Consider the following 19,998-nt stretch of genomic DNA (forward strand, 5'->3'; position numbering starts at 1 on the left):
TTTTCATGAATCGTATCCTCGCGGCCATGCTGGCCGCAGCGTCTTGCGCCACGATGGCGCAGGCGCAGGTCGGACCGTCCGCGCCTGTTGCGCAGGATGCGCCGGTCTACACGCTTGACCAAGCGGTCAGTGCAGCGGGCGGTTCGGCCCCTGCTGCGGAAGCGGCGACAGCTGGAATCGACGCGGCCCGTGCAGGTCGCACAGTCGCCGGCTTGCGGCCCAATCCGGTGGTTCAAGGCCAAGTCGAGAATGTCATCGGCTCCGGGCCGTATCGGGGGGTCCGCAGCGCGGAAACCACGGTCGGCTTTGCGATCCCGATCGAGCTAGGCGGCAAGCGCGGCGCCCGCGTCGCGGTCGCCAATGCGCAATTGTCCCGGGCCGAGATCCAGGCCGCGATCATCGCGGCGGATGTCCGGCTTCAGGTAACGCAGCTCTATGTCGAAGCGGTCGCGGCCGATCGCCGGGTAATGACAGCCCGCGATCAGGCCCGGATCGCCAGCGATGCGCTGCGGGCCGCGAGCGTTCGCGTGCAGGCAGGGCGGGCATCGCCACTCGAGCAACAGCGCGCGGATGTCGCGCGTATCAATGCCGACGCCAATGTGGAGCGGCAGCTTCGCTTGGCCGAGGCGGCCCGCGCCAATCTGGCGCGTCGGATCGGACGGCCGATCGACGGCCTGCTCGATGACACGCTGCTCGATCGCCTTCCCGGTGTGAACGTCTATGGGCCGTTGGCACCGGTCAACACGACCGGCACACTCGCGCTGGCGGCAGCCAACGCGGATTTCTCCATTGCCGAAGCCGGCGTGCGGCTCGCGCGCGCCAATCGCGTGCCTGACCTGAACGTCGGGCCGTCGATCCGCCGCCTGGAAGCGACCAACGACATGGCGGCGGTGTTCAGCGTGTCGATCCCGATCCCGGTGTTCAACAATGGTCGCGCCGCGATTGCGCAGGCGACCGCGCAGCGGACCCAGGCGGATGCGCAGCGCCGCGTGACCGCGCTCGACATCGAACAGGCGATCACGGACGCGCAGGCGCAGGCGGCCAATGCCGCAACGACGGCTCGTGCGGCGTCGGGGCCGGCGCTGGCGGCTGCACAGGAGGCCGCCCGCATCGCGCGGATCGGCTATCGCGAGGGCAAGTTCGGCCAGCTCGAATTGCTCGATGCTGAACGCACGCTCGCCGAAACGCGGGTCGCCGCGATCGACGCGCTTGCCAATTACCAGAATGCCCGCGCGCAAGTGGAGCGACTGACCGCTCGTGCGCCCAATGGGGGGAATCAGTGATGAAGAGCTTTTATCTCGCGGGCGCGGCGTCGCTCGCCCTGCTCTTGGCTGCCTGCGGCGGCAAGGATGGCGGAAACGAGGCAACTGCCGAAGGCGCAGCTGCCAATGAGACGGCAGCGGGCACGGAAAAGGGCGGTGCTGAAGGCGGTCATGCCGGTGAAGGCGTCGTCACATTGGGTGCCGACCAGATCGCCACAGCGGGCGTCCAGGTCGGACGGCCGATCATCGGCGGGGCCGGGACGATCGAGCTGCCCGCGATCATCGAGGGCGACCCACAGGGAACGCAGGTCGTCTCGGCCGCAATTGCGGGACGCGTGGTCGCGCTCACCCGTAACCTCGGCCAATCGGTCGGACGCGGCCAGACCATTGCGGTCATCGAAAGCCGCGAGGCGGCGCAGATCAAGGGCGAGGTCGAGGCGGCGCGGGCGCGGCTTCAGCTCGCTAATTCGAACCTCGCGCGCGAACAGCGGCTGTTCGCGCAGAGAGTCTCCCCTGAACAGGATCTGATCGCCGCCCGCACAGCGGCGACGGAGGCGCGGATCGCCCTGACGCAGGCGCAGAGCATGGTTTCGGCGGCGGGTGTCGGCGGCGGCGGGCTCAACCGGCTCGGCATTGCCGCGCCGATCTCGGGCCAGATCATTGCGCGCCCCGTGACGCTGGGACAAACGGTCGCGGCGGATGCCGAACTCTATCGCATCGCCAACCTGAGCCAGGTGTCGATCGCGCTTAATCTCAAGCCCGAGGATGCGGGCCGGGTGCGTCCCGGCAATACGGTGCTGGTGAAGGCGGCAGGCCGTCAGGCGACCGCCCGCGTGACCTTCGTGTCGCCGGCGCTTGATCCGCAGACGCGGCTCGTGCCTGCGCTCGCCACCCTCGACAATCGCGGTGGCGAATGGCGGGTCGGCGAGCCTGTGACGGCAGCCGTGCAGCTCACGGGCAGCGGCGGGAGCGGGGCGGTCCGCGTGCCGACGACGGCGGTCCAGAGTTTCGAGGGCAAGTCGGTCGTGTTCGTGCGCACGCCCACCGGCTTCAAGGCGACCCCGGTCCAGCTCGGCGATGCGTCGGGCGACACGGTGATCGTCCGGTCGGGCCTGACCGGCAACGAACAGATCGCCACCACCGGAAGTTTCACGCTCAAGGCCGAGATCGGCAAGGGCGAAGCGAGCCACGAGGATTAAGCCATGATCGCCCGTATCGTAACCTGGGCGGTCGAGAAGCGCTGGCTAGTCCTGCTCCTCACCGTCATCGTCGCCGCCATCGGCGCCTTTTCCCTCTACCGGCTACCGATCGACGCGGTGCCGGACATCACCAACAATCAGGTCCAGATCAACGTCCGCGCGCCTGCCCTCTCGCCCGAGCTGGTCGAGAAGCAGGTGTCGTTTCCAATCGAAACCGCGCTCGCCGGCACCCCCGGCCTGGAATATACGCGCTCGTTGAGCCGCAACGGCTTCGCGCAGATCACGGCGGTCTTTTCGGACGCGACGGACATCTATTTCGCCCGCCAGCAGGTGGGCGAGCGTCTGCGGGGCGTGCAAGAGAATCTGCCCGACGGCGTGAACCCTGAAATGGGTCCGATCGCGACAGGCCTGGGCGAGGTGTACATGTACACCGTTCGTCTCGATCATCGCGAGGACGACAAGCACAAGCCCGGTGAACCGGGCCAACAGCCCGATGGCAGCTACATCACGCCAGAGGGCGAGCGACTGACGACCGAAGAGGACAAGGCGACCTACCTGCGCACCGCGCAGGACTGGATCGTGACGCCGCTTCTGAAGACCACACCGGGCCTCGCCGGTGTCGACTCGATTGGCGGTTACGCCAAGCAGTTCCTCGTCGTGCCCGACGTGCAGAAGCTGGCCTCGCTCGGCATCACGCTGACGGACCTGGGAAATGCGCTGGAGCGCAATAACACCAGCGTCGGCGGTGGCTTCGTCAATCGCAATGGCGAAGGTCTGGCTGTTCGCTCGGATGCGCTCGTTCGCAATGCCAGCGAGTTGGCCAGGACCGTGATCGCGACACGTAACGGCGTGCCGATCACGGTCGAACAAGTTGCGACTGTGAAGACGGGTCAGGCGATCCGCATGGGTTCGGCATCGGAGAACGGTACCGAAGTCGTCGTCGGCACGGCGATCATGCGGATCGGCGAGAACAGCCGCATCGTGTCGACCGCGGTCGCTGAGAAACTGAAGACGATCAACGCTTCGCTGCCTCCTGACGTCGTAATTCAGCCGGTGCTGAACCGCACCGAGCTGGTCAATTCGACGATCAAGACGGTCGCGAGAAACCTGTCCGAAGGCGCGGTGCTGGTCATCGTCGTGCTCTTCCTGCTGCTCGGCAACTTCCGTGCGGCCCTGATCGCGGCGTTGGTCATCCCGATCACCATGATGCTGACAGGCTTTGGTATGCTGCGCGCTGGGGTCTCGGCCAATCTGATGAGCCTTGGGGCTTTGGACTTCGGTCTGATCGTCGACGGCGCCGTCATCATTGTCGAAAACGCGCTGCGCCGGCTTGCCGAGCAACAGCATCATGAAGGCCGATTGCTCAGCGTCAAGGAACGGCTCGCGACCGTGGCAGCCGCTGCGCGTGAGATGATCCGTCCCTCTGTGTACGGGCAGGCAATCATCATCCTCGTCTACGTACCGCTGCTCACGCTGACCGGCGTGGAGGGTAAAACGTTCGGACCGATGGCGCTGACCGTCATCATCGCGCTCGCCTTCGCCTTCATCCTCTCTCTCACCTTCGTGCCGGCGATGATTGCGATCTGGCTGTCGAAGAAGGTCGAGGAGAAGGACGGCCGCATCATCACGTGGCTGAAGAAGCGCTACGAACCCGGTCTCGACCGGGCCATGAAGCGCCCGACGCTGACGATCGGTGCGGGTGTGGGAAGCCTTGTGGTGGCGGCGCTTGCTTTCACTACGCTCGGCTCGGTGTTCCTGCCGCAGCTCGACGAAGGCGATTTGCTGATCCAGTCGCTCCGCATTCCGGCAACGTCGGTCCAGCAGAGCCAGGCGATGCAGGTGCCGATCGAGCGGATGATGTCGAAGCAGCCGGAGGTGCAATTCGTCTATTCCAAGACGGGCACCGCCGAGCTGGCGGCCGACCCGATGCCGCCGAACGCGACCGACATGTTCGTCATCCTGAAGCCGCGCAAGGATTGGCCGGATCCTGAGCTTCCCAAGGAGGAGCTGGTCAGCCGGATCGAGGGTAATCTCGCGAAGATTCCGGGAAATGCCTACGAGATCACCCAGCCCATCCAGATGCGCTTCAACGAGCTGATCGCCGGCGTGCGCGGCGACATCGCGGTGAAGGTGTTCGGGGACGACTTCAACCAGATGAACCGGACGGCCGAGCAAATCGCGGCGGTGCTGCGCAGAACGCAAGGCGCAGCGGACGTGAAGGTGGAGCAGACGACCGGTCTTCCCATGCTCGACATTCGCGTCAACCGCGACGCGATGGCGCGGTTGGGCGTTACGGCTCAGGATGTGCAGGACACCGTGACTGCGACGATCGGCGGGCGAACATCGGGCCAGATCTTCGAGGGCGACCGTCGCTTCCCCGTGGTGATCCGCCTGTCGGAGGCGCAGCGTGCCGACATCGGCCTGCTCCAACAGGTGCAGGTGCCGGTGGCAGGCGGCGGCTATGTACCGCTGTCCAGCGTCGCCGAGATCAAGGTGGTCGATGGTCCGAACCAGATCAGCCGCGAGAACGGCAAGCGGCGCGTGGTGGTGCAAGCCAACGTGCGTGGCCGCGACGTCGGATCCGTCGTGGCGGATGCGCAGGCGGCGATCGGCAGCCAACTCCGGCTGCCTGCCGGCACCTATCTCGAATGGGGCGGCCAGTTCGAGAACCTCCAATCGGCAAGCGAACGGCTGAAGCTGGTCATTCCGGCTTGCTTCATCTTGATCCTGCTGCTCCTCTACGGGGCGTTGGGATCGGTCCGCGACGCCGCGATCGTGTTCACCGGCGTGCCTTTCGCGCTGGTGGGCGGCGTCCTGTTGCTGTTCCTGCGGGGCATGGACTTCTCGATCTCGGCGGCAGTGGGCTTCATCGCCCTCTCGGGCATCGCGGTCCTCAACGGCCTCGTCATGGTCAGCTCGATCCAAGATCTGATCCGATCAGGGATGAGCCGCGAGGAAGCCGCGCATGTTGGCGCGATGCAGCGTCTGCGACCCGTCATCATGACCGCGCTAGTCGCCAGCCTCGGCTTCGTGCCGATGGCGCTGGGCGAAGGCGCCGGCGCAGAGGTTCAAAAGCCTTTGGCGACGGTCGTCATCGGCGGTCTGATCTCGGCGACGCTTCTTACGCTGTTCGTGCTGCCGACACTCTATGCCCGGTTCGGGCAGAAAGTGATCGAGAAACCCGAGCACTACAATGAGGAGCATGAAGGGGACGACCACGGTCAGACCTTCGTGAACAACTTGGCCTGATGGATGGGCGGGGCGATCCGCGATCGCCCCGCCCATCTCTGGGAGATGGGGATATGCCTCGCACCATAACCAGCTCGATGCTTCACGGCGGGCCACTGCGCATCTGGTCGGCACTCACCGATCCGGATCATCGCCGGGCGTGGAGTCCGCTCGTATTTCTCGATGATCCGTCCCGGCTCGGCGACACAGAATGCACCTTTGCGATCCAGGGCATCACCCGGCCAATTCGGACGCCAGCACGGATTGATCGATTCGATAAACCGCACGCCTTCGCTTGGTCCTGCGGCATCCCCTATCTGTTCACGCTCGAAGAGCGGTACGAGCTGGCGGGGGACGATGGCGGCACCAGGCTAACGCATAGCTGCACGCTGCGCGGGGCGCTCTCCCTGCCGTTCGCGGCGATGATGTTGCGCCGCCTGCGATCCCTGATGGTCGAATCTGACGATCGCCTCGCAACCTATCTCCGCTGGCGGGTAGGTCAGCCTGCCCGGGCTATCAATCGTCAGCGCGTCCCCTTCCGCTACAGGAGGAAGGCGCGATGATGATGCACTGTAAGCGGGTGCTGCCCGCCGTCATCCTCGTTGTCGGGCTCGCGGCGTGCTCGGAAAGAAAGCCGCCAGCCCCGCCAACGGAGCAGCAGATCCATTCGTCCGACAGCGCCGTGGCGACCGGGGAAATGGGGCGGCATAGATATCGCTGTTCCGACGGGGAACCGCTGTTCGTCGATTACAAGGACAACGGCCTGCAGATCGATTTGCGGCGCTCCAACGGGGGACCGCCGATGATGCTGACCGCGCCAGCGCAGGGCCTGCAATATGTCGGCGAAACAGCCACCGCGACCTTCAAGGGGTCGCAGCTCACCATCGTGGAAGGCGATGGCCGTACCCGGATCTGCGAGCGGGAAGGCACGCGATGAACTGCCCTGCCTTCGAACGCCACAGGGCGCTTCGTCGGAAGAGACCGATGTCTGACACGTCGATTTCAAATGTGACAACCTTGTGCGGCCTGAATCGGGCCGGTCTGGCGATCGCGCGCCTCGGCGTCGTTCTCGTCTCCGGGGCGGTTATAGGGGCGTGTAATCCAGCGCCGACCCAGCCTACCGAGCCGGCGCATGAAAAGCATCTGACGTCGAAACTAATCGCGCAGCGCATCATGTACTGCGACGACGGCACACGCGCCGATGTCGACTTCATCGATGACGGCTTGAAAATGGCCGTCACCTGGCTGCCGAAGGGCAGGACCGAGATCCTGCGCGCGCAGCGAACCGGTGACGAGTTTCGCGGCGACCATTCGCGGGCTGTCGTGGCGGGCGGATCGATCGCGTTCACGCGACGCGGGAAGATCCGCGTCTGCCACCGAACCCCGGAGGAGTCCTAGGAAATGCAGGCACTGCTCTATACGCTTGCGCCTGTGCTGGCGGTCGTGCTCGGCGCGATTGTCGCGAGCCGCACCAAGTTGAAACCTGGCCTCGTGGCGGGCCTACAGCATCTCGCTGCCGGCGTCGTGTTCGCGGCGGCAGCGACCGAAATCCTGCCGCAGGTCAAGCATGAGGCATCGCCCAGCGCGACGTTGATCGGCGGGGCGGCGGGCGTCGCGACCATGCTGGGGCTCAAGGCTCTTGAGGCCCGCTTCAAGGGGCCGATGGCGCTACTCGCCGCGATCGGCATCGACATTCTGGTCGACGGCCTGGTGCTCGGCCTCGCTTTCGTGGCGGGCGAGAAGGCAGGTCTCCTGCTGACGATCGCGCTCACTCTGGAAGTGTTATTTCTGGGACTGACGCTGACCGACGAGCTGGCGGAAACCTATCGCTCGCGCTTGCGCATCATCGTGATCGTCTCGGCATTGGCCCTGCTGCTGCCGATCGGCGCGCTCGCTGCCGTGCCGGTCGCCGCGCTGTCGCCGGTGATGATCGCCGGCTTCCTCAGCTTCGGGCTGATGGCGCTGCTCTACCTCGTCACGGAGGAGTTGCTGGTCGAGGCGCACGAGAAACCCGACACCCCGCTCATCAGCTCGATGTTTTTCGTCGGCTTCCTGGCCCTGCTGACACTTGAGGAGATGATGGGATGATCCCGGGCAACGACAACAATGGCGGGCAGGAGCGCCGCACACTGTGGATCGTCCTGCTGCTGAACGCGGCGATCGCTGCGGGCTTCTTCGTTTCCGGCTTCTTCGCGGACTCGAGCGCGCTGATCGCCAACGGCGTCGACAACCTGTCCGATACGGCTGTGTATGCGCTGAGCCTTGTGGCGCTCACCCGGGGCCAGACATGGAAGACACGCGCCGCGGTCGCTTCGGGCGTCATGCTGCTGATCTTCGCGGGCGGCATCTTGATCGATGTCGGACGGCGCTACGTGCAGGGCAGCGAGCCCATCGGACCTACCATGATGGTCATGTCCGCGATCGCCGGCGTCGTGAATTACCTCTGCCTGCGGCTGCTCCAGCGCCTCAAGGATCCGGACGTCAATCTCCGGGCCGCAACCACCTTCAGCTTCAACGACTTCATTTCCAACGGCGGCATCCTGATCGCCGGCGTGCTGGTGCTGTGGTTGGGTACCAATTGGCCGGACCTGCTGGTCGGCTTCGCCACCGCCATCATCGCCATCAAGGGCGGTGTCGAAATCCTGCGCGACGCGCGCGCCGAAACCAAGAAAAGCGAAAGGAGGTCGTCATGAACGACAAGCTCGAACTCGACATTCCAGTGTTGTTGCCGGACCTTCCTGACGCGGCCGATGCCTGCCTGGACCGTCTCGTATCAACCCTGTCAAAGCGCGAAGGTGTCGAGCGGGCGCATGTGATCTGTCTCGACGGCAACACGCCAGCGGCGCTGTGCATCCATTTCGATGCCGCCAAGCTGCCGCTGCCACGGTTGCGCGAAATGGTGCGCGCCGCAGGTGCCGAAATCACCGAGCGCTACGGCCATGCGATCTGGCAGGTGACGGGGATCAACCACGAACGTCGGGCGCGCACGGTCAGCGATGCGCTGTGCGCCTTGCCCGGCGTGGTCCAGGCAAGCGCCAGCACCAGCGGGTCTGTCCGGGTCGAATATGATCGCCGCGAAACCACCGAAGAGGAGGTGCGCGCTGCGCTTCGCAAGCTGAAGGTGAGGGTGGGCAAGCGGGTCGCTGCCGATGAACATGCCGGCCACGACCACGGCCCCGGGGGCCACGGCGCGGGCGAAGAGAAGCACGGCCCCGGCGATGGCCACGACCATAGCCACGCCGAATTTCTCGGCCCCAATACCGAGCTGATCTTCGCGCTCGCCTGTGGCGCGCTGCTGGGGATCGGCTACGCGATCGAGAGGCTGGTCGCTGGCGCGCCCGAATGGCTGCCGACCGCCTGCTATATCGCAGCCTATTTCTTCGGCGGATTCTTCACGCTGCGCGAGGCGATCGACAACCTCCGGATGAAGAAGTTCGAGATCGACACGCTGATGTTGGTCGCTGCGGCCGGCGCCGCTGCGCTGGGCGCATGGGCCGAAGGTGCGCTGCTGCTGTTCCTGTTCAGCCTCGGCCATGCGCTTGAGCATTATGCAATGGGCCGCGCCAAGAAGGCGATCGAGGCGCTGGCGAAGCTCGCGCCCGAAACCGCGACCGTGCGACGCGGCGGGCAGACCAGCGAAATCCCGGTCGAGCAGATGGTCGTCGGGGACATTGCCATCGTCCGCCCGAACGAGCGCCTGCCTGCCGACGGCTTCGTCATCAAGGGCACCAGCGCGATCAACCAGGCCCCGGTCACGGGTGAAAGCATCCCGGTCGACAAGGTGCCGGTCGCAGATGCCGCAGCGGCACGCGCCAAGCCCGATGCAGTCGACGCGGAAAGCCGGGTTTTTGCTGGTACGATCAACGGCGGCGGCGCGATCGAGATCGAGGTGACACGCCGTTCCAATGAAAGCGCGCTTGCCAAGGTCGTGAAGATGGTGAGCGAAGCGGAGACGCAGAAGTCGCCGACGCAGCGCTTCACCGACCGGTTCGAACGGATCTTCGTGCCCGCCGTCCTGGTCCTGTCAGTGCTCCTGCTGTTCGCATGGGTGGTCGTCGACGAGCCGTTCCGCGACAGCTTCTATCGCGCGATGGCGGTGCTGGTGGCGGCAAGCCCGTGCGCGCTCGCGATCGCAACGCCGAGCGCGGTCCTGTCGGGCGTTGCCCGTGCAGCGCGGGGCGGCGTGCTCGTGAAGGGCGGTGCACCGCTCGAAAACCTCGGGTCGCTCAAAGCGATCGCTTTCGACAAGACGGGCACGCTGACCGAAGGTCGTCCGCGCATCACTGATGTCGTGCCCGTCGATGGCGCCGATGAAGGCGAGTTGCTGGCGCTGGCTGTCGCCGTCGAAGCGTTGAGCGACCATCCCCTGGCCCAAGCGATCGTCAAGGACGGCCGCGAACGTCTGAACGATCGTGCCGTGCCGACTGCCGGCGACCTCAAGAGCCTGACCGGTCGGGGCGTCACCGCGAGCGTGGATGGCGAGACGGTGTGGATCGGCAAGGCCGAGATGTTCGGAAGTGAGGGCATTCCGGCGCTGGGGCAGGGCGCGCAGGACGCAATCGCGAAGCTGCGCGAGAACGGCCGCACGACAATGGTGGTCCGCAAGGGGGACCGCGACCTGGGCGCGATCGGCCTGATGGACACGCCTCGCGAAGCTGCCAAGACCGCGTTGCGTCGGCTGCACGAGATGGGCGTGTCGCGGATGATAATGATCTCCGGCGATCACCAGAAAGTCGCCGAAGCGATCGCCGACGAAGTCGGGATCGACGAAGCGTGGGGCGACCTCATGCCCGAAGACAAGGTTGCCGCGATCAAGAAGCTCGCCGGCGAAGACAAGGTCGCGATGGTGGGCGACGGCGTGAACGATGCGCCGGCGATGGCAAGCGCCACGGTCGGCATCGCGATGGGCGCGGCGGGGTCGGACGTTGCGCTGGAGACAGCCGACGTGGCGCTGATGGCCGACGATCTGGCGCACCTGCCATTCGCAGTCGGTCTTAGCCGCCATACCCGTGGAATCATCCGGCAGAACGTCTTCGTCAGCCTGGGTGTCGTCGCCTTCCTGGTGCCTGCTACCATCCTCGGCCTCGGCATTGGGCCAGCGGTGGCGGTTCATGAGGGATCGACGCTGCTCGTCGTCATCAATGCGCTCAGGCTGCTCGCCTACCGCGATCCGGCAGGGAAGGCGGCATGAAGTGGCTGATCGCCTTCGACCTCGACGGCACGCTTGCCGAGAGCAAGCGGCCGTTATCGGAGGATATGGCCGCAATCCTCGCCCGATTGCTCGCCATCACGGATGTGGCGGTGATCTCGGGCGGGGACTGGCCGCAGTTCGAAAAGCAGATCGCCTCGCGCCTTCCTGCCGGCGTCGCGCTCGACCGTCTCTGGTTGATGCCGACCACAGGCACGAAACTCTATCGGTTCATCAATGGCGCTTGGCGCGCGGTCTATGCCGAACTGTTCGACGACGCGGAGAAGGCGAAGATCCGCATGGCCTTCGATCAGGCGCTGACCGATGCCGGTCTCGCCGACGAACGTATCTGGGGCGAACGGATCGAGGACCGGGGCAGCCAGATCACCTTTTCGGGCCTGGGGCAGGCAGCGCCGCTGAAGGAAAAGGAAGCGTGGGATCCTGACCGAAAGAAGAGGACCGCGTTGCAGGCCACGTTGCGCGCGAAGCTGCCGGAGCTCTCGATCAATCTCGGTGGCACGACATCGATCGACGTGACCAGAGCAGGGATCGACAAGGGCTATGGCCTGAAGCGCCTGAGTGCCGAGAGCGGTGTCCCGCTCGACGGGATGCTGTTCATTGGGGATGCGATATTCCCCGGTGGGAATGACTATCCCGCTGCTGAAATCGGCCTCGACACAGTGAGGGTGCGCGACGTCGCGGAAACCACCGCCGTCGTGACCGCCATCATCGCGTGTCTGCACCGATAGGATCAAGATACATGGTCGGCTCCATCGCGGAATGCCGCATTGTCAAAGCTCTGGCTTCTGTCGCTTAGGGCAGCGCTTCCTAAAACGAAAAGAAGGCAATGTGCGCGTCTCCGCGAACAAAGCCTCCAGCGATCAATCTAAGAGATTCCGCCGCGCTTCTCAATCGTAGGGGGCGTTTGCGGGAGGGGGCGGAATCCTACGCTAAGGATTTGGGCCAGCGATATTCCCCGGTTGGATTGATGTGTTCCCATCCCAACGGCGAGACGTGGGCGAGTAGATCAGGCGCGATATGGGTACCGCTGGCGGCCCGGGTATTGACGACCTCGCCGAGCTTCATGGTGTTCCAGAATATGATGATGGCGGCGAGCAGGTTCATTCCGGCGATGCGATAGTGCTGGCCTTCGCCGGATCGATCCCGGATTTCACCTCGGCGGTGGAAGCTGATGGCGCGCTTTAGGGCGTGGTGGGCCTCACCCTTGTTGAGGCCGATCTGAGCCTGGCGCTGGAGGCCGGCATCAAGAATCCAGTCGATCATGAACAGGGTTCGCTCGATGCGGCCCACCTCTCGCAATGCGAGGGCCAGCTCATTCTGGCGCGGGTAAGAGGCGAGCTTGCGAAGAATCTGGCTGGGGGCGACGATCCCCGCTGCGATCGTCGCCATGATGCGCAGGATGTCGGGCCAGTTGCGCTCGATGTGCGGTTCATTGATCTTACCTCCGACCAGCGCTCGCACATTGGCCGGCGTCGCGTTGGGCGTGAAGGCATAGAGTCTTTTCTGAGGGAGATCGCGGATACGGGGGGCGAACCTGTAGCCGAGCAAGGCGCAGGCGGCGAACACATGATCGGTGAAGCCGCCCGTGTCGGCAAAATGCTGGCGAACGCGGCGGCCCGCGTCATTCATGAGCAGCCCGTCCAGGATATAGGGAGCCTCGCTGACCGTTGCCGGGATCACCTGGGTTGCGAACGGCGCATATTGATCGGACACATGGCTGTATCCCTTGAGGCCCGGGACGTTGCCATATTTCGCGTTGATCAGATTCATCGCCTCGCCCTGCTCGGTAGCAAGGAAGAACTGCCCGTCGCTGGATGCCGATTGCCCTTGTCCCCAGAAGGCGGCCATGGGCAGGGCGGCGTGGGCCTCCACGATCATGGCGAGCGCCCGATCATAGGCGCTGCCTTCGACATGCCAGCGCGCGATCCGCAGCAATTCCCAGAAGCTGTGCGTGTTGGTCGCCGCCGCCATCTTGCGCAAACCGAGATTGACGCCTTCCGCCAGCAACACGTTCATCAGGCCGATCCGGTCGCTGCAGGGCGCGCCGGTGCGCAGATGCGTGAACGCCTCGGAAAATCCGGTTCGCTCATCGACTTCCAGCAACAGATCGGTGATCCTCGCGGGCGGGAGCTGTTGATAGAGATCGAGCACGAGATCCTCGGCCCCTTCGGGCGTGTCGGCCCTCAGCTTGTCGATGTGCAGCTTGCCGTTCTCGATGATGCCGCCTGGGATCGTGCCGGTTCGCGCCGCGCGGCCAAACTCCTTCAGCCGTGTATCCAGTCGAGCCCTGCGCTCGGCCAGCCATTCGCCGGGTCGCAGCGGCACGGCGAGCCGCGCGGTCTGCTCTATCGCCTGTGGCGGGACCAGAAGCTGCTTGAGGTCGCCATAGCGGCGCGATCCCGCCAACCATATGTCACCGGACCGGAAGGCGTCGCGGATGTGGAACAGCACCGCGATTTCCCAAAGCCGGTGGTCGCCGCTGGGCTCAGCGCGAAGATGACGATGCCATTTCGAGTTGGGACGTAGAAAATCCACCGGCGGATCGACCTTGATCCGGGGACCGGTGAGAGGATGGTCGAAAACGTACGCTAAGCACAAAGCCGTGTCAGCGATCGTATGACATCACGGATGGCCGGCTTTCCATTTTAACGGAATACGCAAGTAGGTGACACCGTTCGCCTCCGCCTGATCGAAATGGCCCGCGCGGATGTTGACCTGGATCGAGGGCAGCAGGAGCTTGGGCACGGATAGCCCGGCGTCACGCTGCTCGCGCATGGCGACGAAGTCGTCCTCATTCACACCGTCATGGACGTGGACGCTCGACCGTCGCTGCTCGCCCACCGTCGTCTCCCAGCGATAGTCGTCGCGACCCGGTGCCTTGTAGTCGTGGCAGAGGAACAGTCGCGTCTCGTCGGGCAGCGCCAATAGCCGGCGGATCGAGCGATAGAGCGTCCGCGCATCCCCGCCCGGGAAGTCGGCGCGGGCGGTGCCATAGTCGGGCATGAACAGCGTATCCCCGACGAACGCCGCATCGCCGATCAGATAGGTCACGTCGGCCGGGGTGTGGCCGGGGACATGCAGCACCTCGACCGCCAGCGCCCCGATCGCGAACTGGTCGCCATTCTCGAACAGGCGGTCGAAGTCCGAGCCGTCCGTTTTCAGATCATCCATCGCGAACACGGGGCGGAAGATTTTCTGCACGTCGCGGATATGCGCGCCGATCCCGATCCATGCGCCTGTATGCGCCTTGATGAAGGGTGCGGCCGACAGATGATCGGCATGAGCGTGCGTCTCCAGCACCATCGCGATCCGCCAGTCCTGCTCGCGGGCGAAGGCGACGATCCGCTCGGCCGAGCGCGTGTCGGCGACGCCGCTCGCCATGTCGAAGTCGAGGACTGGATCGATCACCGCCGCAGTCCGTGTCGCGGGATCGCCGACGAGGTAGCTAATCGTATTGGTCGGCTCGTCGAAAAACGCCTCCATGAGGGGCTGAGTCATGATTTTCTCCGTTAGCGCTTGCTAATATATTAGCTGGTGCTACATAAGCAACACCTAATGGAGTGGCGATGATGCTCAAACCGCCGATGGACCTGGCGACATTCGAGGCGAAGGCCGGGCAGGTCGCCGACACGCTGAAGGCGATCGGCAATGCTCGCCGGCTGATGCTGCTGTGCAAGCTGGTCGAGCATGGCGAGATGACGGTCGGCGATCTGGCCCGTGATGTCGGCTTGTCGCAGTCGGCCTGCTCGCAGCACCTGGCCAGGATGCGCGACGAGGGTCTCGTCACCTACCGGCGGGAGAGCCAGACGCTCTGGTACGCCATCGCGGATGCCCGCGTCGAAACGCTGCTCGGCACTCTCTACCAGCTCTACTGCAAGGATTGATGCGATGACGCTCGCGACCCTTTCTCCCGACGATACCCGTGCCGCGATCGATGCCGGTGCGCGCCTGATCGACATTCGCGGTGCCGACGAGCATGCGCGCGAACGCATTCCCGGCGCGATGAACGTGCCGCTCGACCGGATCGGCGATCTCCCGCGCGACGATCGTCCGGTCGTCTTTCACTGCAAGTCCGGGATGCGCACCGCCGCCAATGCGGCGCAGCTCGGCGCGGCAGCGGGTGGCGCGCCGGCCTATATCCTGGGCGGCGGCATCGATGCGTGGCGGCAGGCAGGACAGCCCACCGTCGCCGATCGGTCGCAGCCGTTGGAAATCATGCGGCAGGTGCAGATTACCGCCGGTGGGCTGGTGCTGATCGGCGTTCTGCTCGGCACGTTCGTCGCTCCCGGCTTCTTCGGGCTGTCGGCGTTCGTCGGGGCGGGGCTGATGTTCGCGGGCGTGACGGGGTGGTGCGGCATGGCCAACCTGCTGCGCGTCATGCCCTGGAACCGGCGCGCGACAGCCTGAGGCGATCGTGGACACCGCTGCCACCCTTGCCGCGCTTGCATCGGGCGGCGTGATTGGCCTGATCCTCGGCCTTGTCGGCGGAGGCGGGTCGATCCTCGCCGTGCCACTCCTGATCTATGTTGTCGGCGTCGGATCACCGCACGCTGCGATCGGGACGGCCGCTGTCGCCGTCACCGTCAATGCGCTTGCCAGCCTGGTCGGCCATGCGCGAGCGGGCCGCGTGAAATGGCGGTGCGCCAGTGTCTTCGCCGTCTCCGGAATGATCGGCGCGGCGCTGGGGGCGGAGTTGGGCAAGGCGTTCGACGGCAAGCGACTGCTTGTCCTGTTCGGGCTTCTGATGATTGGCGTCGGTTTGTCGATGTTGCGCAAGCGCCGCACGGCGGAAGCGCCGGACGTGCGACTGACCCGCGATAGCGCCTCGACGCTGCTGCCGCGCTTGGTTCCGATCGGGCTGGGCGTCGGGCTTGCCGCCGGCTTCTTCGGGATCGGGGGCGGCTTCCTGATCGTGCCGGGGCTGATCCTCGCGACCGCGATGCCGCTGCCCTTCGCGATCGGCACGTCGCTGGTCGTCGTCAGCGCGCTGGGGTTGACCACCGCCTTGTCCTACGCCCTGTCGGGGCTGGTCGACTGGAGCGTGACCGCGATGCTGGTCGTGGGCGGCGTCGCTGGAACGATCGGCGGTATTGCATTGGGCAAGGTTCTCGGCACCCGTAAGGGGCTGCTCGAACGTGGCTTTGCCGCCGTCGTGATTGCGGTAGGAACCTACGTTACGGCATCGTCGCTCTGAACCTGAGCAGCTTCAGCCGACTGCTATCGGCGCCCTCGCGCCAACAGCTTTTCACCATCGGGCCTGATCTCGCCCTTCGGCGTGACGTGTCGGTAGAGTGTTTGGCGCGTCACGCCGAGTTCGGCGCATAGCTCCGCGACCTTGGTTTCCGGTTTGCCCATCGCGGCCTGGGCGAGACGCAGTTTGGCCGGCGTCATCTTGAACGGACGCCCGCCGTGCCGACCGCGTGCCCGAGCGGACTCCAGACCGGCGCGCGTGCGCTCGACGATCAGTTCTCGCTCGAACTCGGCGAGGCCGGCGAAAATCGCGAAGATCAGCCGACCGTTGGCGGTGGTTGTGTCAATCGACGCGCCTTCGCCCGCCAGCACCTTCAACCCGATGCCACGCTTCGTCAGATCACCAACCGTATTGACGAGGTGGCGCAAATCGCGGCCGAGCCGATCGAGTTTCCAGATGACCAGCGTGTCGTCGCGGCGCAGCGCCTTCAGGCAGGCGTCCAGTCCCGGTCGCTTGTCGAGCCGGCCCGATGCGGCATCCTCATAGATATGCTCGGGATCGACGCCGGCCGCGACCAGCGCGTCGTGCTGCAGGTCGTGGACCTGGCTGCCGTCCGCCTTGGACACCCGCGCGTAACCGATCTGCGTTGTCACATATACGTCCGTTCACGTGACGGAGCGGCATTGCCCGTCGATCAATCGCGATAATGTCACATAACCCGTCTTCTGGTCTATGCTCCATGAACGGGTACGCTTTCCTGTTTCGTGACGAACAGGAAGCCGATGCCGACCAAGACCATCCTGTCGCCCGCGCAGCGTGCTGTGATCTTCGACCCGCCTGCCGATCGCGCGACGATCGAACGGCTCTATACGCTCGGTCCCGACGATCTGGCACAGGTGGCGCGACGTCGGCGCGGGGCGAACCGGCTCGGCTATGCGGTGCAGCTTTGCTACCTGCGTCATCCCGGTCGCAGGCTACTGACGGGGGATGCGGTGCCCGCCGCCATGCTCGCGCTGCTCGCCGATCAGATCGGGTGCGTAGCCGACGACTTCACCGGCTATGCCACGCGCCCCACGACATTGCGCGAACACCGGGCCGAGATCGAAGCTCTGCTCGGTCTGCGCGCCTTCGCGCGGGTGGATGTACGGGCGATGCTGGCGCTGGGATCGGAGATTGCCGCTTCGACTGATAGAGGTGAGACGATCGTCACAGGCATGGTCGATCGCTTGCGGGCGGACCGGATCGTACTGCCGGCGACATCGACGCTGGAACGGCTCGCCCTCATCGTGCGGACACGGGCGCGCAAGGCGGCCCATTCCAATCTGATCCGCGACTGTTCGACCGAACAGGAAGCCGCACTCGAACACATGATCGCCTCCGACGATGATGGGCGCACCCGGCTAGGATGGATACGCGAATGGCCGGAAGCACCATCGGCCGCGAACCTGAAGGGAATCGTCGAACGGCTCGACACCGTGCGCGGCATCGGGATCGCGGCTGATCGAGCACGACGTATCCATGCTGCTCGCTATGCCGTCATTGCGCGGACCGCCGGCATCGTCACCGCCCAGCACCTGCGGCGTCTCGAACGTCCGCGCCGGCTCGCCATGCTCGTAGCTTCCGTGATCGAGATGGAAGCGACGTTGACCGACGCCGCGCTGGTCATGGTGGAGAAGATGGTGGGCGCGCTGTTCCGCCGTGCCGACCGCACCCGCTCCGATCGGCTGCTCGGCCAGGCACGGATGCTGAAGGACACCGCGCGTTTCCATGCCCGGCTCGGTCGCCTGCTGGTAGATGCTCGTGCGAGCGGGCGCGATGCCTTCCGCGCGATCGACGCGAAGATGGGCTGGGATCAGCTCGAACGCAGCATCCGCTTTGCCGAGGATCTGACGCGCTCGGCCGATGACGGGCTGGAAGAAGTGGTCGAACGCTATCCCGCCGTGCGGCGTTTCGCCCCGACGTTTCTCGCCGCTTTCACCTTCCGCACCGCGCGGTTGGCTGATCCGCTGCTCGGCGCGATCGAGGTGCTGCGCACGATGTACCGCGACGGTCGATCGGTCCTGCCGAAGCGAGTGCCGACCAGCTTCATCAAGCCGCGCTGGCGCAAGGTCGTGCAGCCGGCGGAAGGGACGATAGACCGGCGCGCCTATGAGATCGCAGTGATCGCCCACCTGCGCGAGCGGCTCGGCTCGGGCAGCATCTGGGTGGACGGCAGCCGCGCCTATCGCACGCTCGACGACTATCAGCTGCCCATGCCCGCCTTCGAAGCGATGCGCGCGAGCGGCGATCTGCGCCTGGTTGTGCCGACCGACTTTTCCAAATGGTACGAGGAACGCCGCACCCTGTTGGCCCGGCGCATGACGGAGGTGGAGCGCGCAGCCGCAGCGGGCGAGCTGGTCGATGTGACGATCGAACGCGGGCAGTTGCTCATATCGTCGATCCGGCGATCCCCGTCCGACGATGCCGATGCGCTAAAGGCCCGGCTCTACGCGATGCTGCCGCGCGTCCGAATCACCGATCTGCTGGTCGAGGTCGCCGCATGGTCGGGATTCGCCGACCGTTTCGTCCATGCGCGCAGCGGCGCCCCCGCCTCCGACCAGTCCGCGCTGATGGGTGCGATCCTCGCCGATGCGACCAACCTCGGCCTGGGCCGCATGGCCGAAAGCTCGCGCGGGCTGACGTTGTCTCGCCTGCGCTGGACGGCGGAATGGCATGTGCGCGACGAAACCTATCTGTCGGCGCTGGCGGCGATCGTCGATTGCCATACCGCGCATCCGCTCGCGGCGGTCTGGGGACCGGGCGATACATCGTCGTCGGACGGGCAGTTCTTTCGTGCCGGTGGTCAGGGCGAGGCCCGCGCCGATCACAACGCCCGCTATGGCACCGAACCAGGCGTGCTGTTCTACACCCACGTCACCGACCGCTTCACGCCGTTCCACACCAAGGTCATCGCCGCCAATGCCGGCGAGGCCGCGCATGTCCTCGACGGCCTGCTCGACCATGAAAGCGAGCTGGTCATCCGCGAACATGCGACCGATACCGCCGGCGCGGTCGATCATGTCTTCGGCCTGTGCCATCTGCTCGGCTTCCGCTTCGCGCCCCGCATCCGCGACCTCAACGAGCGCCGGCTCTACAGCCTGTCGCCGCTCGACTCGTGGCCGACGCTGCGCCCGCTCGTCGCCGGTCCGGTCAAGATCCGCGCGATCGAGGAGAACTGGGACGAAACCCTGCGCCTTGCCGCCTCGATCCGCGCCGGCACGGTGAGCGCCTCGGTCATGCTCCGCAAGCTGGCGGGCTTCCCGCGTCAGAACTCGGTCGCCCGCGCGCTGCGGGAGATAGGTCGGATCGAACGCACCCTGTTCATGCTCGACTAGTTCGATGATCCCGACCAGCGTCGTCGCACCGGCAGCATTCTCAACAAGGGCGAGGCCCGCAACGCGCTCGCCCGCGCCATCTTCTTCAACCGCCTCGGCGAACTGCGCGACCGCACCTTCGAGAACCAGCGCCATCGCGCCTCCGGCCTGACCCTCGTCACCGCGGCCATGACGCTCTGGAACACCGTCTATCTCGACCGAGCTGTCCGTCATCTGCGCGGCAGCGGCGTCGACGTGCCCGACGAGCTGCTCGCCCACGTCGCCCCTCTGGGCTGGGAGCATATCGGCCTCACCGGCGACTATCTCTGGGGCGAGATCGACAAACCTCGCGAGCGGTTCAGGCCGCTGCGCCTCCACCAGCAAAGCCGGGACGCTTAGCGTACGTTTTCGACCATCCTCTCACCGGTCCCCTTCTTCGAAGGCATGATGTGGATCGCGCGGACGGGTGCGCAGTGGCGGCATTTGCCGGAGGAATATGGCAAGTGGAACAGCGTGTTCCGCCGCTACCGTCGCTGGGCGACGACAGGTGTGTTCG

Annotated in this window: 15 protein-coding genes and 3 pseudogenes; 15 read left to right on the forward strand and 3 right to left on the reverse strand. The window is 65.5% G+C overall.

What is annotated here, in order from left to right; translation table 11 throughout:
- Window positions 1-5: 5 nt before the first annotated feature.
- The 10 genes from MF607_RS18600 to MF607_RS18645 are packed head-to-tail and all read left to right on the forward strand — an operon-like array spanning window position 6 to window position 11,626.
- Window positions 6-1,283: a TolC family protein gene (locus tag MF607_RS18600; RefSeq protein ID WP_004212875.1), complete on the forward strand. Its 1,278-nt coding sequence runs from the start codon at window positions 6-8 to the stop codon at window positions 1,281-1,283.
- Window positions 1,283-2,461: an efflux RND transporter periplasmic adaptor subunit gene (locus MF607_RS18605; protein ID WP_004212877.1), complete on the forward strand. Its 1,179-nt coding sequence runs from the start codon at window positions 1,283-1,285 to the stop codon at window positions 2,459-2,461. The genes MF607_RS18600 and MF607_RS18605 overlap by 1 nt, the downstream gene beginning before the upstream one ends.
- A 3-nt stretch (window positions 2,462-2,464) precedes the next feature.
- Window positions 2,465-5,710, forward strand: a complete 3,246-nt coding sequence (locus MF607_RS18610) for an efflux RND transporter permease subunit (RefSeq protein ID WP_242121622.1) — start codon at window positions 2,465-2,467, stop codon at window positions 5,708-5,710.
- Window positions 5,711-5,763: 53 nt separating this feature from the next.
- Window positions 5,764-6,252, forward strand: a complete 489-nt coding sequence (locus tag MF607_RS18615; protein WP_004212879.1) for an SRPBCC domain-containing protein — start codon at window positions 5,764-5,766, stop codon at window positions 6,250-6,252.
- Window positions 6,249-6,626, forward strand: a complete 378-nt coding sequence (locus tag MF607_RS18620; RefSeq protein ID WP_004212880.1) for a hypothetical protein — start codon at window positions 6,249-6,251, stop codon at window positions 6,624-6,626. Before MF607_RS18615 ends, MF607_RS18620 begins: the two co-directional genes overlap by 4 nt.
- 47 nt (window positions 6,627-6,673) lie before the next feature.
- Window positions 6,674-7,087: a hypothetical protein gene (locus MF607_RS18625; RefSeq protein ID WP_004212881.1), complete on the forward strand. Its 414-nt coding sequence runs from the start codon at window positions 6,674-6,676 to the stop codon at window positions 7,085-7,087.
- Window positions 7,088-7,090: 3 nt separating this feature from the next.
- A complete protein-coding gene (locus MF607_RS18630; protein ID WP_004212882.1) occupies window positions 7,091-7,777 on the forward strand; it encodes a ZIP family metal transporter in 687 nt (228 codons plus the stop codon).
- On the forward strand, window positions 7,774-8,382 hold the full coding sequence (locus tag MF607_RS18635; protein WP_004212885.1) for a cation efflux transmembrane domain-containing protein: 609 nt from the start codon (window positions 7,774-7,776) through the stop codon (window positions 8,380-8,382). The genes MF607_RS18630 and MF607_RS18635 overlap by 4 nt, the downstream gene beginning before the upstream one ends.
- Window positions 8,379-10,880, forward strand: coding sequence for a heavy metal translocating P-type ATPase (locus MF607_RS18640; protein WP_004212886.1), 2,502 nt, complete (start codon window positions 8,379-8,381; stop codon window positions 10,878-10,880). The genes MF607_RS18635 and MF607_RS18640 overlap by 4 nt, the downstream gene beginning before the upstream one ends.
- Entirely contained in the window at window positions 10,877-11,626 is a 750-nt protein-coding gene (locus MF607_RS18645; RefSeq protein ID WP_042469173.1) for an HAD-IIB family hydrolase, read from the forward strand. The genes MF607_RS18640 and MF607_RS18645 overlap by 4 nt, the downstream gene beginning before the upstream one ends.
- Window positions 11,627-11,822: 196 nt before the next feature.
- Here MF607_RS18645 and MF607_RS18650 read toward each other — a convergent pair.
- Both MF607_RS18650 and MF607_RS18655 read right to left on the reverse strand, forming a co-directional pair.
- Window positions 11,823-13,466 (reverse strand): annotated as a pseudogene (locus MF607_RS18650) (Tn3 family transposase); the annotation flags it as partial.
- Window positions 13,467-13,520: 54 nt separating this feature from the next.
- Complete coding sequence (locus tag MF607_RS18655; RefSeq protein WP_242121625.1) at window positions 13,521-14,396, reverse strand: MBL fold metallo-hydrolase; 876 nt, start codon at window positions 14,394-14,396, stop codon at window positions 13,521-13,523.
- Window positions 14,397-14,464: 68 nt separating this feature from the next.
- Here MF607_RS18655 and MF607_RS18660 point away from each other — a divergent pair, with 68 nt between their 5' ends.
- Genes MF607_RS18660 through MF607_RS18670 form a run of 3 tightly spaced genes read left to right on the forward strand, consistent with a single transcriptional unit; the run spans window position 14,465 to window position 16,092 of the window.
- The gene (locus MF607_RS18660) at window positions 14,465-14,782 is read left to right on the forward strand and encodes an ArsR/SmtB family transcription factor (protein ID WP_042469298.1); all 318 of its coding nucleotides are present in this window, start codon (window positions 14,465-14,467) and stop codon (window positions 14,780-14,782) included.
- Window positions 14,783-14,786: 4 nt separating this feature from the next.
- Window positions 14,787-15,305: a rhodanese family protein gene (locus MF607_RS18665; RefSeq protein WP_042469176.1), complete on the forward strand. Its 519-nt coding sequence runs from the start codon at window positions 14,787-14,789 to the stop codon at window positions 15,303-15,305.
- 7 nt (window positions 15,306-15,312) lie between these two features.
- On the forward strand, window positions 15,313-16,092 hold the full coding sequence (locus tag MF607_RS18670) for a sulfite exporter TauE/SafE family protein (protein WP_042469177.1): 780 nt from the start codon (window positions 15,313-15,315) through the stop codon (window positions 16,090-16,092).
- Between the two features lie 23 nt (window positions 16,093-16,115).
- Here MF607_RS18670 and MF607_RS18675 read toward each other — a convergent pair whose 3' ends face one another.
- A complete protein-coding gene (locus MF607_RS18675; protein WP_082052512.1) occupies window positions 16,116-16,742 on the reverse strand; it encodes a recombinase family protein in 627 nt (208 codons plus the stop codon).
- Window positions 16,743-16,871: 129 nt separating this feature from the next.
- On the opposite strand from MF607_RS18675, the pseudogene MF607_RS18680 reads away from it, so the two are divergent.
- A pseudogene (locus tag MF607_RS18680) lies at window positions 16,872-19,841 on the forward strand (Tn3 family transposase).
- 33 nt (window positions 19,842-19,874) lie between these two features.
- Window positions 19,875-19,998, forward strand: a pseudogene (locus MF607_RS18685) (transposase); the annotation flags it as partial.

This window comes from Sphingomonas lacusdianchii (genome assembly GCF_022664395.1).
In the GTDB taxonomy this organism is placed as follows: Bacteria; Pseudomonadota; Alphaproteobacteria; order Sphingomonadales; family Sphingomonadaceae; genus Sphingomonas; species Sphingomonas lacusdianchii.